The 20,287-nt window shown below is 68.1% G+C and carries 16 protein-coding genes and 2 pseudogenes; 12 read left to right on the forward strand and 6 right to left on the reverse strand.

The window, feature by feature from the left end:
* Positions 1-57 precede the first annotated feature (57 nt).
* Both ACQP2F_RS16320 and ACQP2F_RS16325 read right to left on the reverse strand, forming a co-directional pair.
* Positions 58-918, reverse strand: coding sequence for an RNA polymerase sigma-70 factor (locus tag ACQP2F_RS16320; protein WP_433304807.1), 861 nt, complete (start codon positions 916-918; stop codon positions 58-60).
* On the reverse strand, positions 915-1,835 hold the full coding sequence (locus tag ACQP2F_RS16325) for an NAD-dependent epimerase/dehydratase family protein (RefSeq protein WP_433304809.1): 921 nt from the start codon (positions 1,833-1,835) through the stop codon (positions 915-917). Before ACQP2F_RS16325 ends, ACQP2F_RS16320 begins: the two co-directional genes overlap by 4 nt.
* Positions 1,836-2,251: 416 nt before the next feature.
* Here ACQP2F_RS16325 and ACQP2F_RS16330 point away from each other — a divergent pair, with 416 nt between their 5' ends.
* Together ACQP2F_RS16330 and ACQP2F_RS16335 are read left to right on the forward strand one after the other, a co-directional pair.
* Positions 2,252-4,249: a zinc ribbon domain-containing protein gene (locus ACQP2F_RS16330; protein WP_433304811.1), complete on the forward strand. Its 1,998-nt coding sequence runs from the start codon at positions 2,252-2,254 to the stop codon at positions 4,247-4,249.
* Positions 4,250-4,290: 41 nt separating this feature from the next.
* On the forward strand, positions 4,291-6,042 hold the full coding sequence (locus ACQP2F_RS16335) for a M28 family peptidase (protein ID WP_433304813.1): 1,752 nt from the start codon (positions 4,291-4,293) through the stop codon (positions 6,040-6,042).
* Positions 6,043-6,167: 125 nt separating this feature from the next.
* Here the strand turns inward: ACQP2F_RS16335 and ACQP2F_RS16340 are convergent, their stop codons facing one another.
* Both ACQP2F_RS16340 and ACQP2F_RS16345 read right to left on the reverse strand, forming a co-directional pair.
* Positions 6,168-6,461, reverse strand: a complete 294-nt coding sequence (locus ACQP2F_RS16340) for a hypothetical protein (RefSeq protein WP_433304815.1) — start codon at positions 6,459-6,461, stop codon at positions 6,168-6,170.
* Between the two features lie 238 nt (positions 6,462-6,699).
* Complete coding sequence (locus ACQP2F_RS16345) at positions 6,700-6,897, reverse strand: hypothetical protein (protein WP_433304817.1); 198 nt, start codon at positions 6,895-6,897, stop codon at positions 6,700-6,702.
* A gap of 295 nt (positions 6,898-7,192) precedes the next feature.
* Here ACQP2F_RS16345 and ACQP2F_RS16350 point away from each other — a divergent pair.
* Positions 7,193-8,058: pseudogene (locus tag ACQP2F_RS16350) on the forward strand (IS5 family transposase); the annotation flags it as partial.
* 110 nt (positions 8,059-8,168) lie between these two features.
* Positions 8,169-9,022: pseudogene (locus tag ACQP2F_RS16355) on the forward strand (IS5 family transposase).
* A 507-nt stretch (positions 9,023-9,529) separates the two neighbouring features.
* Here ACQP2F_RS16355 and ACQP2F_RS16360 read toward each other — a convergent pair.
* Complete coding sequence (locus ACQP2F_RS16360) at positions 9,530-10,198, reverse strand: TetR/AcrR family transcriptional regulator (RefSeq protein ID WP_433304819.1); 669 nt, start codon at positions 10,196-10,198, stop codon at positions 9,530-9,532.
* Positions 10,199-10,447: 249 nt separating this feature from the next.
* On the opposite strand from ACQP2F_RS16360, the gene ACQP2F_RS16365 reads away from it, so the two are divergent.
* The 8 genes from ACQP2F_RS16365 to ACQP2F_RS16400 all read left to right on the forward strand — a co-directional run bounded on the left by ACQP2F_RS16365 (position 10,448) and on the right by ACQP2F_RS16400 (position 19,278).
* On the forward strand, positions 10,448-11,938 hold the full coding sequence (locus tag ACQP2F_RS16365) for an MFS transporter (RefSeq protein WP_433304821.1): 1,491 nt from the start codon (positions 10,448-10,450) through the stop codon (positions 11,936-11,938).
* A 26-nt stretch (positions 11,939-11,964) separates the two neighbouring features.
* Positions 11,965-12,831: an SDR family NAD(P)-dependent oxidoreductase gene (locus tag ACQP2F_RS16370; RefSeq protein WP_433307532.1), complete on the forward strand. Its 867-nt coding sequence runs from the start codon at positions 11,965-11,967 to the stop codon at positions 12,829-12,831.
* 67 nt (positions 12,832-12,898) lie between these two features.
* Entirely contained in the window at positions 12,899-13,891 is a 993-nt protein-coding gene (locus tag ACQP2F_RS16375) for an IS481 family transposase (RefSeq protein ID WP_433304021.1), read from the forward strand.
* A 279-nt stretch (positions 13,892-14,170) separates the two neighbouring features.
* Positions 14,171-15,247 (forward strand): response regulator, encoded by a 1,077-nt coding sequence (locus ACQP2F_RS16380; protein WP_433304823.1) that lies wholly within the window; start codon positions 14,171-14,173, stop codon positions 15,245-15,247.
* A gap of 33 nt (positions 15,248-15,280) precedes the next feature.
* The gene (locus ACQP2F_RS16385) at positions 15,281-15,418 is read left to right on the forward strand and encodes a hypothetical protein (RefSeq protein ID WP_433304825.1); all 138 of its coding nucleotides are present in this window, start codon (positions 15,281-15,283) and stop codon (positions 15,416-15,418) included.
* Positions 15,412-16,287, forward strand: a complete 876-nt coding sequence (locus ACQP2F_RS16390) for an AI-2E family transporter (RefSeq protein WP_433304827.1) — start codon at positions 15,412-15,414, stop codon at positions 16,285-16,287. Before ACQP2F_RS16385 ends, ACQP2F_RS16390 begins: the two co-directional genes overlap by 7 nt.
* A 299-nt stretch (positions 16,288-16,586) precedes the next feature.
* Positions 16,587-17,501 carry an MFS transporter gene (locus ACQP2F_RS16395; protein WP_433304828.1) on the forward strand — a complete coding sequence of 305 codons (915 nt, stop codon included), beginning with the start codon at positions 16,587-16,589 and terminating at the stop codon, positions 17,499-17,501.
* Positions 17,502-17,856: 355 nt separating this feature from the next.
* Positions 17,857-19,278, forward strand: a complete 1,422-nt coding sequence (locus ACQP2F_RS16400; protein WP_433304830.1) for a methyl-accepting chemotaxis protein — start codon at positions 17,857-17,859, stop codon at positions 19,276-19,278.
* A gap of 36 nt (positions 19,279-19,314) precedes the next feature.
* On the opposite strand, the gene ACQP2F_RS16405 is transcribed toward ACQP2F_RS16400, so the two are convergent.
* The gene (locus tag ACQP2F_RS16405; protein ID WP_433304832.1) at positions 19,315-20,064 is read right to left on the reverse strand and encodes an STAS domain-containing protein; all 750 of its coding nucleotides are present in this window, start codon (positions 20,062-20,064) and stop codon (positions 19,315-19,317) included.
* Between the last annotated feature and the right edge of the window lie 223 nt (positions 20,065-20,287).

The following is a 20,287-nucleotide window of genomic DNA, read 5'->3' on the forward strand; positions in this document are numbered from 1 at the left end:
GCCCGGCCAAACTTAAGTCGGATTTAATGCCGGAGTACGACATCCGGGACCCAGGCGTCAGCGGCTGAGACCCCGCAGCTTGTCCGGATTTCCCTGCATGCGTACGCCGGTGATGCGCTCGCCGTCGAAGTCGAAGCAGAGTGCCCCGGCCGGCCGGCCGTCGACCAGGCCGAGGAGGCCCGGTTCGCCGTTGATCTCGGTGAGCACCAGGCGCGTGTCGCGCACCTCCGGCTTGGCGAAGACGGCGAGCAGCCAGCGGGCGACCTTGTCGGCGCCTTCCAGCGGGCGGCGGGCCGCGGTCACCTTGCCGCCGCCGTCGGACCAGCAGGTCACCTCGGGCGCCAGCAGCTCCATCATCGCGTTGAGGTCGCCGCCGAAGCAGGCTTGCCGGAACCGCTCCACCGCCTCCCGGCGTACCCCTTGGTCGACGTCGAAGCGGGGCCGCCGGGCCGCGACATGCGCGCGAGCCCGGGCCGCGGTCTGCCTCACCGCCACCTCGGTCCGGTCGAGGATGGTGGCGATCTCGGCGTGGCTGTAGCCGAAGACGTCGTGGAGCAGGAAGATCGCGCGTTCGGCGGGGGTCAGCGTCTCCAGTACGACGAGCATAGCCATCGAGATCGACTCTGCCATCTCGGCCTCCTCGCCCGCGTCCGGCTCGGTCAGCACCGGCTCGGGCAGCCACGGCCCGACGTAGGCCTCGCGGCGGGCGCGGGCCGAGGTGAGCTGGTTGAGCGAGAGATTGGTGACGGTCTTGACCAGGTATGACCGGAGGTTGGCGATCCGGTCGCCGTCCACGTCACGGCACCGCAGCCAGGCCTCCTGCAGGATGTCCTCGGCATCGGCGACGCTTGCGGTCATCCGGTACGCGACGTCGAAGAGCAGCCGCCGATGCTGGGCGAAGACCTGGTCGTCGATCATGGGTGCACGCTAGCGCGGGCCTGCGCGCGCAGCCCGTCCCGCGCCGTCGGGTACGCGGGCTGCCAGCCGAGCTCGCGGCGGGCCTTCTCGCTCGAGACCCGCATGGAGACGCCGAGCATCAGGTGCATGTAGGAGGCGAAGCCCATCATCCAGGCCGGCACCGTGAACGGCTTGGGCGTGCCGAAGGCCTCGGCGATCGCCCGGATCATCTCCCCGAAGCCTAGGTGATCATCGACGATGTTGTACGCCTCACCGGGCCGCCCCCGATCGACCGCGGCGGCGACGGCGGCGGCCGCGTCCGCCAGATGCGTCCACGGCGAGACCCGGCCATGGTCGTGGAACGCCGGCAGCTGTCGCTTCCGCAGCATGTGCACCATTGTCTCGGTGCCACCCGGGCCGTAGAAGAGGCCGAAGCGCAGCGAGATCGCCTCCAGCCCCGACTCGCGCGCCAGGCGCTCCTTCTCCCGCATGCCTTCCAGGTGCCGGTTGATGTTCGGGTCGGTCACCGGCGCCGCGAACTCGTCCGCCTCGGTCAGGACGCGGTCGCCGAAGTCGCGGTAGCCGTAGCCGATGGCGATGTTCTCGCCGATGAAGCGGCGGGCGCCCGCGAGCTGGGCCGCCTCGACCAGGTTCGCGGTCCCGGCGACCCGCAGGTCGTCGGTGCCGAACATGCCCTTGTGCGTCATCGGCGGCTTGCGCAGCGCGGTCGCGGCGTGCACGACGACGTCGGCCCTGATCCCCTCGAACGCCCGCAGCAGCCCGTCCCGGTCGAGCAGGTCGGCGCGGATCTCGTTGCCCTCGCCGCGGCCCACGCCCAGCACGGTGTGCCCGGCGCCGGTCAGCGCCCGGCGGATGTGCCGGCCGAGGACACCACTGGCCCCGGCCACGATCACGGTCTGGTTCGTTGTCTCCGTCATGGCCATGGAACAAGGCAGCCTCCCGTTCCGTGACATGCCCGGATGTGTCGCCGGTCACGCCGGCGACCGGCTCGCGTACAAGAGATATAGGTATTTCGATATGTTGTGCCGGTGGCACAGTCCTGATCTCCTACGGCTAGCCGTGAATCGCCCTTGCGGAACCTCGCGGCCAGCGCCTGGATGATCAGGATCGTGCGCAGAGCCACGCCCGTGATGGCGATGCGGTCAGGGAGCGGGAGGGTCTGGCGCCGTTCTGGTGGCGCCGGGAGTCGGCGAGCGACGCGTTCCGCGAGCGTCTCCAGCTGAACGTCGGTGAGGCCGGTGAGGAGCGATCAAGCTGCGGTATCGGCGGGTGATACGCACCGCTGGATCTTGGGCGTATGTTGCAGGGTCGGTGTAGCGGCAGCGTGGCGGGCGTGGGAGCGAAGGCGGTGACGGGCATGGCCGTGAACTCAGGGGAGCTCGTCGTGCGTCGCAGTCGCGGGAAGTCGAAGGACAAGAACTGGCGCCGAGCGAAGGACGCACCGACCGCGGTGATCCGGCTCGAGTTGGATCTGACCGACCGGCGCCTGCGCCATCGCGTGCTCGCGATGTTCACCGCGGAGTTTCATCTGCGGCGGGCGTTGCAGAAGATGGCTCGCTCCCGCGTCGAGGCGTACTGCCGCGCGCATCGGCTTCGTGAGCGAGTCGGGCTGAATAAGACACAGGCCCGCTTCGGGTTGTCCCGAAAAGCGTTCGAGCAGGCCTCGTCCGAATTTGTGGACCGGTCGCGGTGGTTGAGACGGCATCTGACCAAAGCCCTCGCCATGCATCTGGCGGACGAGGTCTGGGAAACCGTCGACCGGCACCTGTTCTCCGACGCCAGCGGGCGCCGGCATGGCCGGCCCCGCACCGGTGGCTGGTTCGACTCGACCCGGATCCCCGGCCGCGCGCGCTCGCACACGAAGGACCGGGTTTGGGAGTCGTTCCGCCTGGTCGGCACTCTGAACGGTCATCGGGCGGCGTTCCCGGCCCGGCATCCGGCCCGAGCCTTGCAACAGCCGCAATGCATGCCGGCGCCGCCGGAGCCGTCGGTCGGCGGCTGGTGGGAGCATGCCGGGCAGCTCGCGGTGGTGTTCACTGGCTGCGGCTCCGATCTGATCCTCCCGGTCCGGCTACCCGAGAGCCCCGACGCGCAAGCGAGACTGGAGCACTTCCTCTCCAAACCTCAGCTGTGGCACAAGATCGACCTAGCGCGGGTACAGGATCGACACGCCCCCGGCGGCTGGCGGGTATACGCGCACCTGATGGTCCTCGGCGGTGGCTGGATCAGCCCCGAACACGCCGCCGCCCGGGCGGCAGCACCGCGGGATCGGGTCGGCGGCGTCGACGGCAACGTCTCGAATCTGTCGGTCTTCTCGATGCCGGCCGACCCGGACACGCCGGCCGGGCTTGCCGGAGATCAGTTCAGGCTTACCGCGCAGCAGCGCACGGCCGCGAACCAGGCGGCGGTCAACGCGCGCCGCCGGCAGCGAGCGTTGGACCGCTCCCGACGCAACACCAACGCCGGGCAATATCAGCCATCGAAACGCCAGCAAAGCCGCGCCGATCGCCGCGCAGCCGCCGGTCTACCGCCGAAGATCATCGACACGCCGGGCGGCGCCCGAGTTGCCGACAAAGCCGGCCGCCCAAAACGCGCGTACTGGCGCGACCAGCTCTCCGGCGGCTACCGCACCACCCGCGCTCAGCACGCCGCGGCCAGCCGTTCAGGATCGCAGGCGAAACACTACCGAGCCGCCGACACCGCCCGTCAGATCGTCGCGGCGCACGGCCCGAACCTGGTCGTCGAGCACACCAACATCCGCGCCTGGGCCCGGCTGTGGGGGCGCGGCATCGAGCTGTTCTCCCCGGGCATGCTCATCGCGGCCCTTAAAGCCGAGTGCGGCACCGCTGGCGGCCGGCTGCTGCGCGCCGGCACTAGGCAGACCGCGCTGTCCCAGCAGTGCCGCTGCGGGCTCCGGCAGAAGAAGCCGCTGTCGCAGCGGACCCATTCCTGCCCGCTCTGCGGGCTGGTCGGAGATCGGGATCTGGTGTCGGCGGCGATGGCCACCTGCGTCCGACTCACCGACCCGGACAACCCGGTCACCGCCTCCATCGATGAACACGTCCAGGCTGCGCTTGCGGCCCGGCTGAACGTTCCAGGGCAGCGAGAGGCCCTGACTCGGTCAACCGCACCCACCCCCGCCGGCTCACGTAGCCATGCGGCGGTGACTGCGGCAGCCCGATGCCGGAAAGCGACATCGGGCCTCTGCCGGGCGAAGGAACCGACCACAAGGGGACCCGCCGTTGAACCCAACGCTGCACTCTGGCGCCAAGGTCACGTGGCAGAACCCACCGCAAGCAACCCCATCACCGGGGGTTGGGCCGGACTGTGAGACGCAACCACCATTGCCACTCAACTCTTAGGAGCCCCCTCATGAGACTCAGAACGGTGACGGCAGGACCTGCCCTAACTGTTTTCGCCGCGGCGGCGCTGACGCTCAGTGCGCTGCCGGCGGCGGCCTCGTCCGGTGTGCGGACGTCCGGCTCATCCGCGCCGGCCGCCGGCGCCGCGCTGGCCGCTCCGCCGACCGTCAGCGTCACCAACGTCAACGGGCACCTGCAACAGCTGCAGAGCTTCGCGACCGGCAACGGGGGCAACCGGACCACCGGCACGGCCGGCCACACCGCGACGACGACCTATCTCCAGCAGAAGCTCCAGGCGGCCGGCTTCACCGTCACCGTGCAGACCTGCACCACCTGCAGCGGCTCGGCGAAGAACATCATCGCCGACTGGCCGGGCGGCGACACCGCCAACACCTACATGTTCGGCGCGCACTCCGACAGCGTCTCGGCCGGGCCGGGCATCAACGACGACGGATCCGGTACGGCCACGCTCCTCGAGGCGGCGCTCCAGCTCGCCGCGAACCACCCGGCCATGACCAACCACCTCCGCTTCGGCTGGTGGGCGGGGGAGGAGCAGGGACTGATCGGCTCCAAGTTCTACGTCAACTCGCTGAGCTCGGCCCAGCGGAGCGCGATCAAGGCGTACGGCACCTTCGACATGGTCGCCTCCCCCAACGGTGGGTACTTCGTCACCGGGACTGACCCGATCGCCGTGAAGCTGCGTGAGTACTTCACGTCGATCAACGTACCGACCGAGACCTCGACCGAATGCTGCAGCGACGACGGATCGTTCCGCAACGCCGGCATCCCGTCCTCAATCAACTCGACCGGCGCCAGCTTCACCAAGACCAGCGCTCAGGTGGCCAAGTGGGGCGGCACGGCCGGGCAGGCCTACGACTCCTGCTACCACAAGGCCTGCGACTCATACCCGTCGAACATCAACACCACGTCGCTGGGCCGGTGGGCCAACGCCCAGGAGTACGCCCTCTGGACCCTCACCACGGGCACGTCGACGGCGAACGATTTCTCGCTGTCGCTCAGCTCGAGCGCGGGTGCGGTGAACCCCGGCTCTTCGGCCACGGCCACCGTGAACACCGCCACCACCGCCGGCAGCGCGCAGACCGTCACGCTGACCAGCTCCGGCGCCCCCGCCGGTGTGTCGGTGAGCTTCAGCCCCGCGTCGGTCACGTCCGGCGGATCGTCGACGATGACCGTCGCGACCACCACGGCCGCCGCCCCCGGCTCGTACACCATCACGGTGACCGGCACCGGCTCCGCGGTACACACCGCTTCGTACACCTTGACCGTCAACGGAACCGGCGGGTGCGCCGGCGCCGGCCAGAAGCTCGGCAACCCCGGCTTCGAGAGCGGAACGACACCGTGGACCGCGTCGACCGGGGTCATCGGCGCGAACACCGGCGAGGGCGCGCCGCGAACCGGCACCCGCGACGCGTGGCTCGACGGTTACGGTTCCACCCACACCGACACGCTCTCGCAGTCGGTCACCCTCCCCGCCGGGTGCGGCTCCTACACGTTCTCGTTCTACCTGAAGATCAGCACGGCGGAGACGACCACCAGCAGCCAGTACGACAAGCTGACCGTCCAGGCCGGCACGACCACGCTGCAGGTGTTCTCCAACCTCAACGCCGGCGCGTACACCCTGCATTCGTACAACCTGGCCGCCTTCGATGGCCAGACCGTCACGCTGAGATTCACCGGAACCGAGGACTCCTCGCTGAAGACCTCGTTCGTCATCGACGACACCGCGCTGACCGTCAGCTGACCGCCTCCGGACGATGCCGCAGGGTGCGGCGCCCTGCGGTATCGAGCCGCCGCGTTGCTACAGAGCCGGAATGGCAAGCGCCGCTATGGCGTAATTGTGGTCCTGCCGTGGCGGCGTTCCGCCGCTCACCGCAAGGCGCCGAGGATGGTGTCGCCGCGCCGGATGAGAGCCGTGCCCACCCCGGCCGGGTCGACGTCCGCACCGCGCGATCCAGCTAGGCTGCAGTTGCGGGTGAGGCCTGGCACCTGTCGCAGCGCGGCGCCGTCGCGGCGCAAGAGGGCGACGTCGGCCGCTTTGGTCTTGGCGATCGGGCGCAGGGCGGCGGCGCACCGTTTTTCGCCGAAGGCCTGCAGGCGCGCGTGAACGCGATCAGCTAGCTGAATCACAACGGCTGCGAATGGCGATCGCGTCGTCGGCATACGGCGGACCATCGACTGCCTCGTCGCTGTTCTCGAGCAGATAGGTGACCGGCTGCGACGCCGCGTGGCGTCTACGCATGATCTAGCCAAATAACTCTTCGTGATCCCTCGAGCTGACCACTCGAACTTTGAGCGAGTCGCTCTGCCTGATCCGCCGCGGCGAATCGCCCTTGGCAGCTGGGCGCTCGATTTCGCATCAAATGCAACAAAGGTTCTGCACAGCAGGTTGTTAAAACCGTTATCGCTTAGGTGATAAAAACAACAGCAGCCCAACGACCGTCAGTACACCCGCGAGCAGGACCAGCACCTCGAAACTTGGCTGAACGGTTCCTGCGCCAAGGGCTAAAGCGACCAAGAAGGTAAAACCACCAGCTATACCGAGGAAGACCGCCATCTCGGCAGGAACTTTTCGCCTTGCGCGCTTAAATCTGATCACGTCCAACAGCGTAGGCGCCAGCGATGGCGACGGAAAGAGCATCCACGACGGTGACGCGTCTTGGACCAGCGACACTGGTGCAATCTCTACGACGACCGTATCCGAAGGCACCTACCTGTCCCAGGGAGGGACGTTGCTCGAAACCTGTGGATGAGCGGTAGGTGGGGGCGTGACCGTCCCGGCAAGTTCTTCGCCAGGAATCGAGCACGGTCCGCGTCCTAGCACGGGAAAAGTGCTCCCGTGCTTGCCCTAGGTTCTGTCTCTTAGTGCGTGATTGAGAAGTTCTCAATAGACGGTGTGGCAGCGTGATCATGGGTGCCGGGTCGGGCAGGGTGTCGCGGTGTCTTCGCGCCGTGGTTATCCCTGTGATCTGACCGACGCCCAGTGGGACCTAGTCAAGGATCTGCTACCTGAGCCGTCTGAGGACGGCCGGCCGGAGAAGCATCCACGGCGCGAGATCGGCAACGCGATCCTCTACCTGGTCCGCTCGGGCTGCCCGTGGCGGTACCTGCCGGCGGATCTGCCGCCGTGGCAGACCGTGTACTGGTACTTCACGCGGTGGGAAGACGCCGGCGTCACCGAGAAACTCCTGGCCGTGCTGCGGGTCAAGGCTCGAGTAGCTCAGGGCGGTGAACCCGAGCCATCGGCCGGCGTACTCGATTCGCAAAGCGTCAAGGGCGCTGACACCGTCAGCAAGGACTCGCGGGGCTACGACGCAGGCAAGAAGATCAACGGCCGCAAACGCTTCATCGTCACCGACACCGCCGGCCTGCTGATCACCGCCTGCGTGCTGGCCGCCTCCTGGCAAGACCGTGACGGCGGCAAGACCGCCCTGCTCAGCACCTACCTGACCAGTCCGGTCCGGCACGTCTTCGCCGACCAGGGCTTCGCCGGCCGGTTCGTGGATGGGGCCAGCGCCACCCTCAAGACCACCGTCGAGATCGTGCGTAAACCCGCCGAACAGCGCGGCTTCGCCGTCCATCCCCGCGTTGGGTGGTCGAGCGAACCCTGGCCTGGCTCACTGCGCACCGCCGACTGGTCCGCGACTACGAACGCCACCCCGACGTCTCCGGAGCCGTCATCGCTGGGCCGCCATCAACGGCATGCTCCGTCGGATCACTCGCGGAAGACCCGCTCAACGCCAACTCCGCCGCACCTTCACCTGGCCCTAATCAACATCTCAAACACTCACTTAGATCAACGTGGCGATCATGGATGTCGATCGTTGATGTGGTGTGGCCCGTGGTGATCTGACGAACCAGGAATGAGCTGTGCTGGCGCCGTTGCTACCGGCCCAGCCAGTCCCGGGCCGGCGGTGGCGTGATCACCGGCAGGTGATCAACGCGATCTTCTGGGTCAAACGCACTGGCTCACCCTGGCGGGACCTGCCCGAGCGGTACGGGCCGTGGAAGACGCCGTATCAGCGGTTCCGCAGGTGGGCCGCCGACGGCACCTGGGCAAGGCTGAAAGCCCAGGTCGTCACCCTCGCCGAACTCGACGACGACATCGACTGGGACGCCCAGGTCGACGCGACGATCGTGCGGGCTCACCAGCATGCCGCCGGGACCGCAAAAAGGGGCTCGACGTCGCCGCGACGCAGGCACGCGAAGGCATCGGACGCTCCCGCGGCGGGCTGACCACAAAGATCCACACGCTGGCCGATGGGCGGGGCCGGTCCCTGGTCTCACTCATCACGCCAGGGCAAGCCGCCGACACCCAACAGCTGATCCCGTTGCTCGATCAGGTCCGCGTGGCAACACCCGGACCGGGACGCCCGCGCGTGCGTCCGAACTCGTTAACCGGCGATCGGGCGTACTCGTCACGGGCGAACCGGCAGGCGTTGCGGAACAAACACATCGTCACCACGATCCCGCAGCCACGCGATCAGATCGCCAACCGGCTGCGCAAGGGCCGCAACGGTAGCCGGCCACCCGCGCTCGACCCGACGGCCTACAAACGGCGCAACCAGGTCGAACGCGGCTTCAACCGACGCAAACACTGGCGCGGGTTGGCCACCCGCTACGACAAGTTGGGCGCCCACTTCCCAGCCACCCTCGACCTCGTCGAAATGCTCGACTGGCTCCACGCCGTACCCGACGGCCTTGATCTACGAGACAGAACCTAATCGTCCGGGAGGAAATCACACCTGCGCTTGTGTCGGACCTGATCGTATCCGGTTGGGCCGTTGATCGACAAGAGCGTACGCGGTGGTGCCTCCTTATGACCGCGGCAGCACCGGACGTGGAGGTGGGCTCCCTTGTTGTCATGCACGCATGTGAGCTGGACGAGAACGCCCGCCGACTGGTGGTGCAGCAGCCCTGGCTGGCCGGGGCAGGTGCTGATCAGCGTGGGTGCGGTCACGGTCGTGGCGGCGCCCGTCAACGACAAGGGCATCAACGAGGTCATTGGTGAGCGGCGGCGTTCGCTTCGGCGATCCTGCCGTGGGGTGCAGCAAGTCGCCGCGTGTCATCGAAATGCTGCCGCTGATGCACCATAAGGGGCTGTCGTGGGGCGCATTTCTCGCCCGCGTTGAATCAGTTTCTCGGAACCAGCTCCGGACTGTTCTGGCCAATGATTACCTCGCTCACCATGCATGCCGATTGATACCGAAAAAGTCGGTTTCCGATCTTGGCTATTTGGTGCCAGCGGAGACGATGTCGAGTGTGCGCTTGATCGCAGCCTCGCGGTGCATGGGGTCGAGGTGTCGTAGCGGTCCATCGAGTAGGAGTACGGCGAGGCCATGGACGCTCGCGAGGGCGGCGACGTCGCTGAAGGGCCGCCGCTCGGGGGCGAGAGCGCCGGCGTCGACCATGTCGTCGAGGCACCGCATGAGCAAGTGGTAGGGGTTCGAAGTGGGCCCGTCGGGCGTCTCTGCGGTAGGAGAGACGTTGCTGTCGGGCAGGAAAGCGGTGTGGAACAGCCCGGGCTCGGTAAGGGCGAAGTCAAGGTATGCACGTCCCAGGGCGTCGAACCTGGCGCGGGATACCTGAGCGGCAGCGGGCGACGATGCCGCTGAGGTCTTGGACGGAACTTGCTGCTGAGCGGCATTCATGGCGTTGTATATGGCCGCTTTTGCGTACGAGGAGATGGCAGCCAGCAGCGCTTCCCGGTCGGCGTAGTGCCGGTAGGCGGCGGCATGGCTTACTCCGGCTCTCCGTTGGACTTCGCGTAGCGAGACGGCTTCGGGACCACCAGCCCGAGCAAGGTCGACGCCATGGGCCAGCAGTACTGCGGCCAGGTCACCGTTGCGGCGACGTCGGGTGAGAGCAGGCGTGGGAATGCTGTCGTCATGCGGTGTCACCGTCTGAGTGTCCCCTTCTCGGCCAGCTATTGGGTAGATAGTTCCGCCTCCACGTTGACACTGACAACAAACTCGTGCACGCTGGCGGTGTTGACACTGACAACTAAACCGTGGAGTGCACCGATGCCGCCTTCGCAGAGACCTTCCATCTTCGCAGCCAAGCTACCGTTGCCCAACTCTCCAGCATCGTCATTGGCTCCGACCGCTCGGAGCGCGTCCGGTTCCCTGCGGCCAGGAATCGTTCTGGCCGTGGTACTACTGGCCACGTTGTCGATCAACGTAGAGACGACTGTCGTCAATGTAGGCCTGCCAACTTTGAATCAGGCGCTGGCCAGTTCGACGAGGGGCCTGCAGTGGATCGTTGACTCCTACAACCTGGCCTTCGCAGCGCTGGTGTTGGCCGGCGGCACCATCGGCGACCGTTACGGACGCCGGGGCACCCTGGTGCTGGGGCTGACTGCTTTCGCCGCCGGTAGTGTCGCCGCCGGCCTATGTTCGACGACCGGTCAGCTAGTAGTCGCCCGGGTGTTCATGGGTGCGGCATCAGCATTCATATACCCGACAACGTTGGCAATCATCACCAACGTATTCCCGGAGCGACGTAAGCGGGCGGGGGCGATTGGCGCGTGGGGTGCAGTGAGCGGTCTTGGGGTGGCGATCGGCCCAATCCTAGGTGGTGTCCTACTGCAGACCTTTTGGTGGGGAAGTTTGTTCCTAGCTTTGGCGCCGTCCGCCATCATCGCTGCGATCGGGGCCTGGCTTGTCGTACCCGTCTCCCGCGATGTCCATCGCGCCCCGCTCGACCGGGCTGGCCTACTCGCCTCCATCGCTGCTCTTGGCATCCTGGTTTACACGATCATCCAAGCCCCCACGCTGGGATGGATGTCGCCGTGGACGGTCGCGGGGTTCGGCCTGGCCGCGGCAGCGCTCGCCGCTTTCATCACCGTGGAGCGCCGCCAAACTCATCCGCTGATCGACGTGACGCTGTTCGCGAACCCGCGGTTCAGCGCCGCCAGTGGTGCCGTCACGGTTGCGTTTTTTGCTTTGTTCGGATTCATCTTCTTAATTACGCAGTTTTTCCAGCAGCTGCAGAACCTCAGCCCGTTAATCACCGGCGTGCGGATCTTGCCCGTCGCAATCTCTATCGCTGTTGGTTCCGCCGTGGGCACCCGGCTGGGTGTTGCTCGAATTGGCACCAAAGCTGTCGTAACCGCTGGGCTGGTGATGCTCGCCATGGCTTTCGCGTGGACCTCAACCGTGCAGCCTTCGGTCCCGTACGTCATCGTCGCCGCCCAGATGGTGCTTCTCGGAGGCGGCTTGGGGTTGGCAACGGCACCGGCCACTGACTCCATCATGGCGGTCGTACGCCCCGAACAGGCGGGCGCCGGCTCAGCCGTCAATGACGCGACTCGCCAAATCGGCGGAACCCTCGGCGTCGCCGTACTTGGCAGCATCTTCTCCACCCTTTACACAGCTCGATTGCACGAGACCAGTGTCCTACAGGCCCTCCCGCAGGAGGCGCGAGCCTTCGCCGGTGAAGGCTTGGCCCAAGGCTTGGCCGTCGCCGGTCAGGCGCCAGCTGCCCTTCGGAGCACGATGCACACCGCTGTTGAAAAGGGCTTTCTTGACGGTTTGCACGTCGGGTGCCTCACCGCGGCCGCCGCATGTCTACTCGCTGCCTTAGCCGTCGCCGTTTTCCTACCCGCACATCCACGTTCGACCACGGGAGCTGACCGATGAGCCGCCCCACCGACGCAGGCGACACTATGACCAACCGTTACGGGCCTTGGGCCGTGGTCACCGGTGCGTCCTCGGGGATCGGACGCGAATTCGCATACCAGCTCGCCGGCGCAGGCCTAAATGTTGTCTTAGTCGCACGACGTCGCAGCGTGCTCGACGACATCGCTCACGACCTCACGGACCGCTACACGATCGACTGCCGGGTCGTGGACGCCGACCTGGCCTGCTCCGCCGGCACCGACAACGTGATAGCCGCCAGCACCGATCTCGACATCGGCCTTGTCGTCGCTGCCGCCGGCTATGGCACTTCAGGAGCGTTCCTCAATGGCGATCTCGCTACCGAACTCGCCATGATCCAGGTCAACTGCTCGGCGGTGATGAAATTGACCCATCATTTCAGCACACGATTCGTCCACCGCGAGCACGCCGGAATCATACTGCTGAGCTCCGTCCTGGGCTACCAAGGCGTCCCGAGAGCGGCTACTTACGCCGCCACCAAAGCCTGGGTTCAGGCTCTCGCCGAAGGCCTACACGGCGAGCTGAACCCTCTCGGCATCGATGTGCTGTCCGTTGCCCCAGGGCCCGTCCACACCGGATTTGCCGCCTACGCGGGAATGACTATGGGCAAGGCTCAACGCCCCACCAGCGTTGTCGCACCAGCCTTGAAGGCACTCGGCCGCAGCATCACTCTGGCCCCAGGACTACCGTCGAAAATCCTTACCTCGTCCCTCGCGCCCCTACCCCGCAAAACCCGAACAATGATCATGAGTTGGATCATGGCCGCCATGACCCCTCAACCTGGCGCAGAACCACCTTCGCTAGCTGTGATGTCCGGGGACGTTGGTCGAGGAAGTGCGACCACTCGATCTGAGGATCGCGGGCTGATCTGGTGAACAGATGAAGGCCTCCGGCGGTGCAGTGGGGTTGTCGAGACACCACTGAGCAGCACTGGAGGCCTTCATGTCCCACGCTAATGCCGCGTTGACCCCGCGAGCGCGATTGCGGCTGGCGCGTCTGATCGTGGACCTCGGCTGGTCACCCTCTCGGGCGGCGGAACGCTATGACGTGTCCTGGCGTACCGCGGCGAAATGGGCGCAGCGTTACCGCGAGCACGGCGAGGCCGGCATGACCGACCGCTCGTCACGGCCGCGTTCACAGCCGAACCGCACCGCGGCCCCGCTGGTCCGCAAGATTGTGCACCTACGCCGCAGGCGACGCTGGGGGCCGGTCGCGATCGCCGACGAACTCGGCCTGGCCGCCTCGACGGTGCACGCCGTGCTGGTGCGCTGCCGGATGAACCGGCTCAGCCACCTCGACCGGATCACCGGCGAGCCCATACGCCGCTACGAACACCGCGCGCCCGGAGATCTGCTCCACGTCGACGTCAAGAAACTCGGCAACGTCCCCGACGGCGGCGGCTGGCGCTACCTCGGCCGGCAACAAGGCGACAAGAACCGGGCCCGCACCACGGGCAAGCGCCAGAACAAGTACCGCAATCCGTTGATCGGCACCGCGTTCGTGCACACCGTCATCGACGACCACTCCCGCGTCGCCTACGCCGAGATCCACAACGACGAAACCGCCGCCACCGCCACCGCTGTCCTGGCCAACGCGGTCGCCTGGTTCGCCCAGCGTGGTGTCACCGTCCGCCGAGTGTTGTCGGACAACGGCTCCGCCTACAAGTCCCACCTCTGGCGTGACACTTGCGCCGCGCTCGGCATCACGGTGAAAAAGACCCGCCCGTACCGGCCTCAAACCAACGGGAAGATCGAACGATTCCACCGCACCCTTGCCGACGGCTGGGCCTTCGCGAAGTTCTACTCCTCCGAGAAAGCCCGCCGCGCAGCGCTACCTTCATTCCTGCACGACTACAACCACCACCGACCCCACACCGCCATCGGCAAAGCCACACCCATCACCCGGTTAACCAACCTGCCTGGACATCACAGCTAGCCGTGCCCGATGCACCAGCGCAGCTCCGCCAGCCGGATCAGGGTGGCGTCTAGAGGTCCGTGGCCAGTACATGACCGGCTCCGATTCACCGGCCGGACCCGCAAACCAAATCCGCCAGCAGAGTGATCACCGCCCGGCTGCGCTCCCCCGCCCGGCCATTCAGCGATCAGCCATGCATCGGGAAGGTCCTGGCCTCTACGCGTGGCTGGATCGGATCGCGGGGCCGGCCGGACCGGGCTACGGCGCAGGAAAGGGGGCCCTTCTGCCGGGGCGCACGCGGTGGACGAGGTGCGGCGCGTCGCCCGCGGCCTGCGGCCGCCGGCGCTCGACGAGATGGGCCTGGCGGGCGCGGTGCGGCAGACCGCAACGAAGCTTTCCTTGCCGGTACGAGTCCGGGTCGTCGCCGATCACCTACCCGTCCTGCCCGCCGCCGTGGAGGTGGCCGCCTATGCCATCGTCCGCGAGGCACTGACCAACGTGGTACGCCATGCTCATGCCCGCGACGCGCAAGTGCGCCTGAAGGTCGACGGCCCCCTGCTGCTCGTCGAGGTCGGCGACGACGGCCGCGGCCTGCCCCGGGAGCCGGCGCCGGGGGTGGGCTCGGCATCGATGCGGGACGCGCGCAGGAGCTCGGCGGCCGATGCACTGTCTCGCCGCGGCCCGAAGGCGGCACACTGGTGTCGGCTCGGCTACCGCTCGATCCGGGCAGAGGCCATGGAGCCGATTAGGGTACTGATCGCCGACCACCACGAGCCCTTCCGGGCCGGCCTGCGCGCCGCCCGCGCGCCGGCGGACGACATCGAGCTGGCCGGCGAGGCGACCGACGGACCGGGCGCGGTGGCGCTGGCCCAGCTGCCCCAGCCGGACGTCGTGCTAATGGACCTGAAGATGCCCGGCTCTGACGGAATCGAAGCCACCCGCCGGATCACCATCGCCAGCCCGCACATCGGCGTGGTCGTGCTGACCATGCTGGAAGACGACGACTCCGTCTTCGCAGCGCTCCACGCCGGAGCCCGCGGATACGTCCTCAAGGGCACCCTGCGTGAACGCCTGATCCGCGCCGTGCGAGCCGCGGCTGACGGTGAAGCCGTCTTCGGCCCGGCGGTCGCCCGCCGCATCGCCGACTACTTCGCCCGCAACGCCCGGCCCGTCGCTGCGTTCCCCCAGCTCACCGACCGGGAGCGGGACGTGCTGGCACTGGTCGCCCAGCGCCGCGCCAATCCGGAGATCGCCCGCCAGCTCGGCCTTTCGCAGAAGACCGTGTGCAACCACGTGTCGAACATCTTCGCCAAGCTCCAAGTCGCCGACCGCGCGGAGGCCATCATCCAGGCCCGTGAGGCAGGCCTGGGCCGATAGCGGCGAAGAACGCTAGCGAGGAGGTATCCCGCCATGGCGCCTGATGACCGGGCCCGGGTCTCTCTGACGCAGGTCTTCCGGTGGGCGGTCGTCGGCACGCTGGGCGTGCTGGTCGTGCTTCTCGGCGCGTACGGGATTTCCTGGTCCGCGGCATCGTGCTCCTGGTGGTAATCGCGCTCTTTCTGGCGATCAGCCTCGAGCCGGTCGTCGGCCGGCTGACCCGGCGAGGCGTGCCCCGCGCGGCCGCCGTGGCCGTCATCATCGGCGTCCTGGCCGTGCTGAGCGCGGCCTTCATCTGGTCACTGGTTCCCCCGATCGTGAGCCAGGGCGGCCATCTCCTCCACGACGCGCCCGGCTACCTCGGCAACTTGGCCGCGGACTCGAAGGCGGTACGCGAAGTCACCGACCGCTATCACCTGACCGAACGCCTGAGCGCCGCGGTCGCCGCCCTGCCGAGCCGGCTGGCCGGGGGAGCGGTGGGCTACTTCCGGCGGTTCATGGGGGCGATCGGCTCCACCTTCACCGACCTTATTCTCACGATGTACTTCATCGCCGACCCGCCGCGCCTCCGCGACCGGCTGGTTGGCCTGTTCCCGTCGCGGCGGCGGCGGCGGCGAGCAGCTGAGGTCGCCGACGTCCTGGTCGATAAGGTCGGCGGCTACATGATCGGGAACATCGTCATCTCGGTCATCGCCGGCGCGGCGACGTTCGCCTGCCTGGAACTGCTGCGCATCCCGTACGCGTTGCCGCTCGCCGTCACCATCGCGCTGGCCGACCTAATCCGCATGATCGGCGCAACCCTGGGCGCCACGGTTTGCGTGGTGGCGGCCCTCGTGACGGTCGGTCTCTGGGCCCGGACCGTGATCCTGGTTGTGTTCTTCGTGCCGTACCAGCTGTGCGAGAACTACGTGCTGGTAGCGCGCGTCTTCCACAACACCGTGGACATGCCCGCCGCCGTGGTCCTCCTGGTGGCCTTGTCGGCGGCACCCTTCTCGGTCTGGTCGGCGCCGTCATGGCCATCCCGATCGCGGCGACCGTGAAGGTCGCCATGTCGCCCGCGATCGGTGATCCGGGCCGGCCGGACGCCGGCCCGGTTGCGGAACCGGCTGCCCTCTGGGCCCGCTGCCGCGCGTGGGAGAGCAGGGCGGCCGCCGCCCCTGACCCGGCGCCGTGCCGTAGGGTCAGCCGGTGTTGACCAGGGGCCCGGGCGCGGAGCCGTGGTGGGCGTCGTACCGCCGGGTGTGGTCGGTGCACGGTGCGAGCTTCAGCGCCGCGGGCGCTCTCGCCCGGCTACCGCAGGCGATGGCCGGCCTCGGCGCGCTCGTCATGGTGACCGAGCTTGGTCGTGGCCGCCTACCTGCACGCGCCCGCGGTGGCGCTGGTCGGGCTGGCCGCCGCGGTGGGCGTCACCCTGCCGCAGATCGGTGCGGCCGCCCGCGCACGCTGGACCAGGTTGCCGGCCGGCGACCCTCGCCTGGACACCGCGCTGGCGACCGAGTCGCTCATCGAGGAGGCCGTCTTCGTCGTCGGCCCGGTGCTGGTCGTGGCCGCCGCGACGAGCGTGGCGCCCGGCGCGGGGCTGCTCGTCGCCGCCGGTCTGGTCGCCCTCGGGTGTGCCCTGTTCCTGGCGCACCGGTCCACCGAACCACCACCGCGGCCCGCAGCGGGAGACGAGCGCCGGGCGCGGGCGACGGCGTCTCGCGGTGTACGGGTGCTCATCGTGATGTTCCTGGCCATCGGCGGGTTGTTCGGCCTGACCGAGGTCGGTGTCGTCGCCCTGACCCGCGAACTGGGCCGGCCGGGCGTCGCCGGTGTGTTGCTCGCCGCGTGGGCCGGAGCGAGCCTGGTGTCCGGCACCGTCTACGGCAGCCGCGCCTGGCCGGGTGACCCGGCCCGCCGGTTGATCCTGAGCGCGGCCGCGATGGCGGTGGGCGGCGTTCTCATCGCGGTGGCCAACCAGTCGGTGATCGCCGCCGCCGTGGCGCTGGTGATCGCCGGCACGGCGAACGCGCCCACGCTGATCACCGGCAACACCCTGGTCGCCGTCGTCGCCCCCGCCGAGGCGATCACCGAGGCGTACACCTGGTTGAGCGTGACCGTGTTCGCCGGCATCGCCGTCGGCGCCACCCTCGGCGGTGTGCTCATCGACCACGGTGGTGCGCCGGGCGCGTTGTGGGCCGCCGCCGGCGCCGGCGTCCTGGCCACGACAGCCGCCGCGATCGGCCGGCGCACCCAGGCGCTCGGTGCGCGGTAACCGAGCCGACCGCCCGCGGATCAGCTGGCCAGCCGTGCCGCGCTTTGCCGGCCTCACGCTGGGCTGCGCTGTCGCGCAGCGGCACCCTGCGAACGCCCGGACCCCGAATCGCCGTGGCTGACGATCGAGCTCGCGCCCGGGAAAATCCGGGCTAATCTGAGCAGATAACGCAGGCCGGACATCTGGTCGTCTTCCAGGTGTCGCGAGACTGACGGTGCGGACTCGACGGACGCCGCAGGCGGGCGGCGCGCCGGGGGCTCGACCACCCTGCCCCGACACCCCTGGTTCAAGAGGTCGGACGATGAGCAGACTTACTTTCGGCAAGAAGCTCGGTGCCGGCTTCGGAACGACTCTGGTGCTGACCTTGGTGATGGCGGTTACCTCGATCGCTGCGCTGACGCTCGTGGTGAAGACCAACGGGATCGCCCTGTCATCGGCCACTGGCGGCCTGCTGGAGGCCGAGCGCCTGAACACGGCGATGGAGAGCCGCGGCTCCAGCGCCCGGGGATACTTGATCACCGGCGAGGAGGTGGATCTCGCGCGGGCGCAGGCGGACCGCGCGGTCTTCCTCGAGCAGGTCGCGCGATTGCGGGGCGAACTCGTCGACGAGGGCGCCGCACAATCGGTGGACAACGTGTCGTCGGCAGAGGCGAGGTACGCCGCAGTCCTGGCGCCGCTGCTGGAGAAACGTCGCTCGATGCGCGACCTCACCCAGGTAAGTCAGCTTCTTACCGCCGAGTTGCGGGCGGCCCGCCTGGCGGTGAAGAAGGCAATCGCCGCCCTGATCGACCGGGTCCGCGCGGTCGCCGAGGCAAATCGTGCTCGGGCGGCGAGGCGGGCCACCCAGGCGATCGTTGCCATCGTCGTGCTCGGCATGCTCGCCGTCGCCGTCGGCGTGGTGATCGCGGGGCGCCTCACCCGAGCTCTGCGCCGCCAGGTCGGCACCGCCATCGAACACATCCAGAGCTCGTCGGCCGAGTTGGAGGTGGCGGCCAGGCAACAGGTGCGTGGGGGCCGTGATCAGACCACCGCGATGAACGAGATCAACACGACGATCAGCGAACTGCTGATCACCTCTCGGCAGATCGCGGACGGGGCGCAACGGGTCGCCAAGAGCGCGGACGACACCGAGGCCGCCGCCCGGCACGGCGACGCCACCATCGACCAGACCCGCGCGTCGATCGCCGCGATCAGCGCCGAGGTCGACAAGATCGTGCAGCACATGATGACGCTCGGCGAGAAGTCCCAGGAGATCGGTGTCGTCGTAGGGTTTGTCGCGGACCTGGCGGAACAGACCAACATCCTGGCGATCAACGCCACCATCGAGGCGGTCGGCGCCGGCGATCACGGCCGCCGTTTCGCCGTTGTCGCCGACGAGATCCGTAAGCTGGCCGATCGCACCGCGGGTTCGGCGAAGCAGATCCGCGCCCTCATCGCCGACGTGCGGGGAGCGGTCGACACCACAGTGCTGGCCACCGAGGCCGGCGCGAAAGCGGTCGACGCGGGTACTCGCCGCTTCGACGAGGCTGCCTCCGCGTTTCGCCGGATCACCCAGTTGGTCTCCACCACCAACGACGCCACCCGGGAGATCGAGCTCTCCACCCAACAGCAGACCGGCGCGGTCGAGCAGGTGACCATGGGCGCCGCCGACACTGCCCGGGTGTCCCGGGAGACGGAAGCGAGCGCGGCACAGATGAACCAGACCGCCGCGCACCTGGCCGCCTTGTCGAACGACCTGCGGCGACTGGTTGGTACCCGGCGCGTCGCTGCCCCATAGATCGGCGATTACGCCGACACGGCGCGCGGCGGCCGACTATGCCGGCTCTGGATCGTTGTCGTTCTGCCAGATGACGACGAGGCGGTCCGGATCGACTGCCCGGGCCCGAAGGGGGATGGAACCGCGCAGCAGGACCCCGTCAACGGTTTCGTGATATCCCTGTCGCGCGGACTCATAGGGCTTGGCTGTCTCCAGCACGTTGACGTAGGCGTCGAACACGCCGGTGGACAAGATCGACGGGTACAGATCGAGCAGTCGTGCCCCGACGGTCTGCCCGGCGGCGCGGCCCTGCAGGTCGATCATGGAGGCGCTGGCGTCCTCGACGAGGAAGTCGGTGACGGGCCGGTAGTGACCACCGCGACCGTTGCGGCCCGGAGAGGACGGGTCGGCAGGCTCGCGCAGTGCGCGCAGCACGAAGGCGGGGCCGTCCGTGGCGAGCAGCAGGCGAGACCGGGTGGCGGGGGCCAGCAGGTGACTCTGGGTGCCGGTCAGGGCCAGGACCTGGCGGACCTGGTCGGACGGATTGACGATGCTCAGTGCCGATCCGGTCGCCGCTGCCTGGTCTCGTTCGAGGAGCAGGATATTGACGGTGCCGCAGTCGATGAAGGTGACCTCTGCCATGTCCACCACGAACTGTCTGCCGCTGTCGGTCGCCACCGCCGCGTGGATCGCTTCCTGCAGGACGTGCCAGGCGGCCATGTCGAACTCGCCGATCAGCACCAGACGAGTCTGGTCCCGCAGGCTGCGATGGACGACGATCCGGTGGTGATGTTCGTTCTCAGTCATCACGCCACTCCTGGATGACGCGTGAACCGTGCTCACGGCCCGCCCCATCAGAAAATGTCGTCGCTGCGACGGGCGCCTGGAGCTTCTTTGTACAGCGGCGCAGTCCTGGCCTCAAGCCCCCATACGTGACGCGTCTGGGTCTCCGGCATGCTCTGCGCTGCCGATCCCGGTGCGAGGCGGCAGCATCGGCATCGCCCTCGCCGGGCCCCGCGGCCGGACCTCC

The sequence above is a fragment of the Actinoplanes sp. CA-030573 genome, assembly GCF_050951115.1.
Lineage (GTDB): Bacteria > Actinomycetota > Actinomycetes > Mycobacteriales > Micromonosporaceae > Actinoplanes.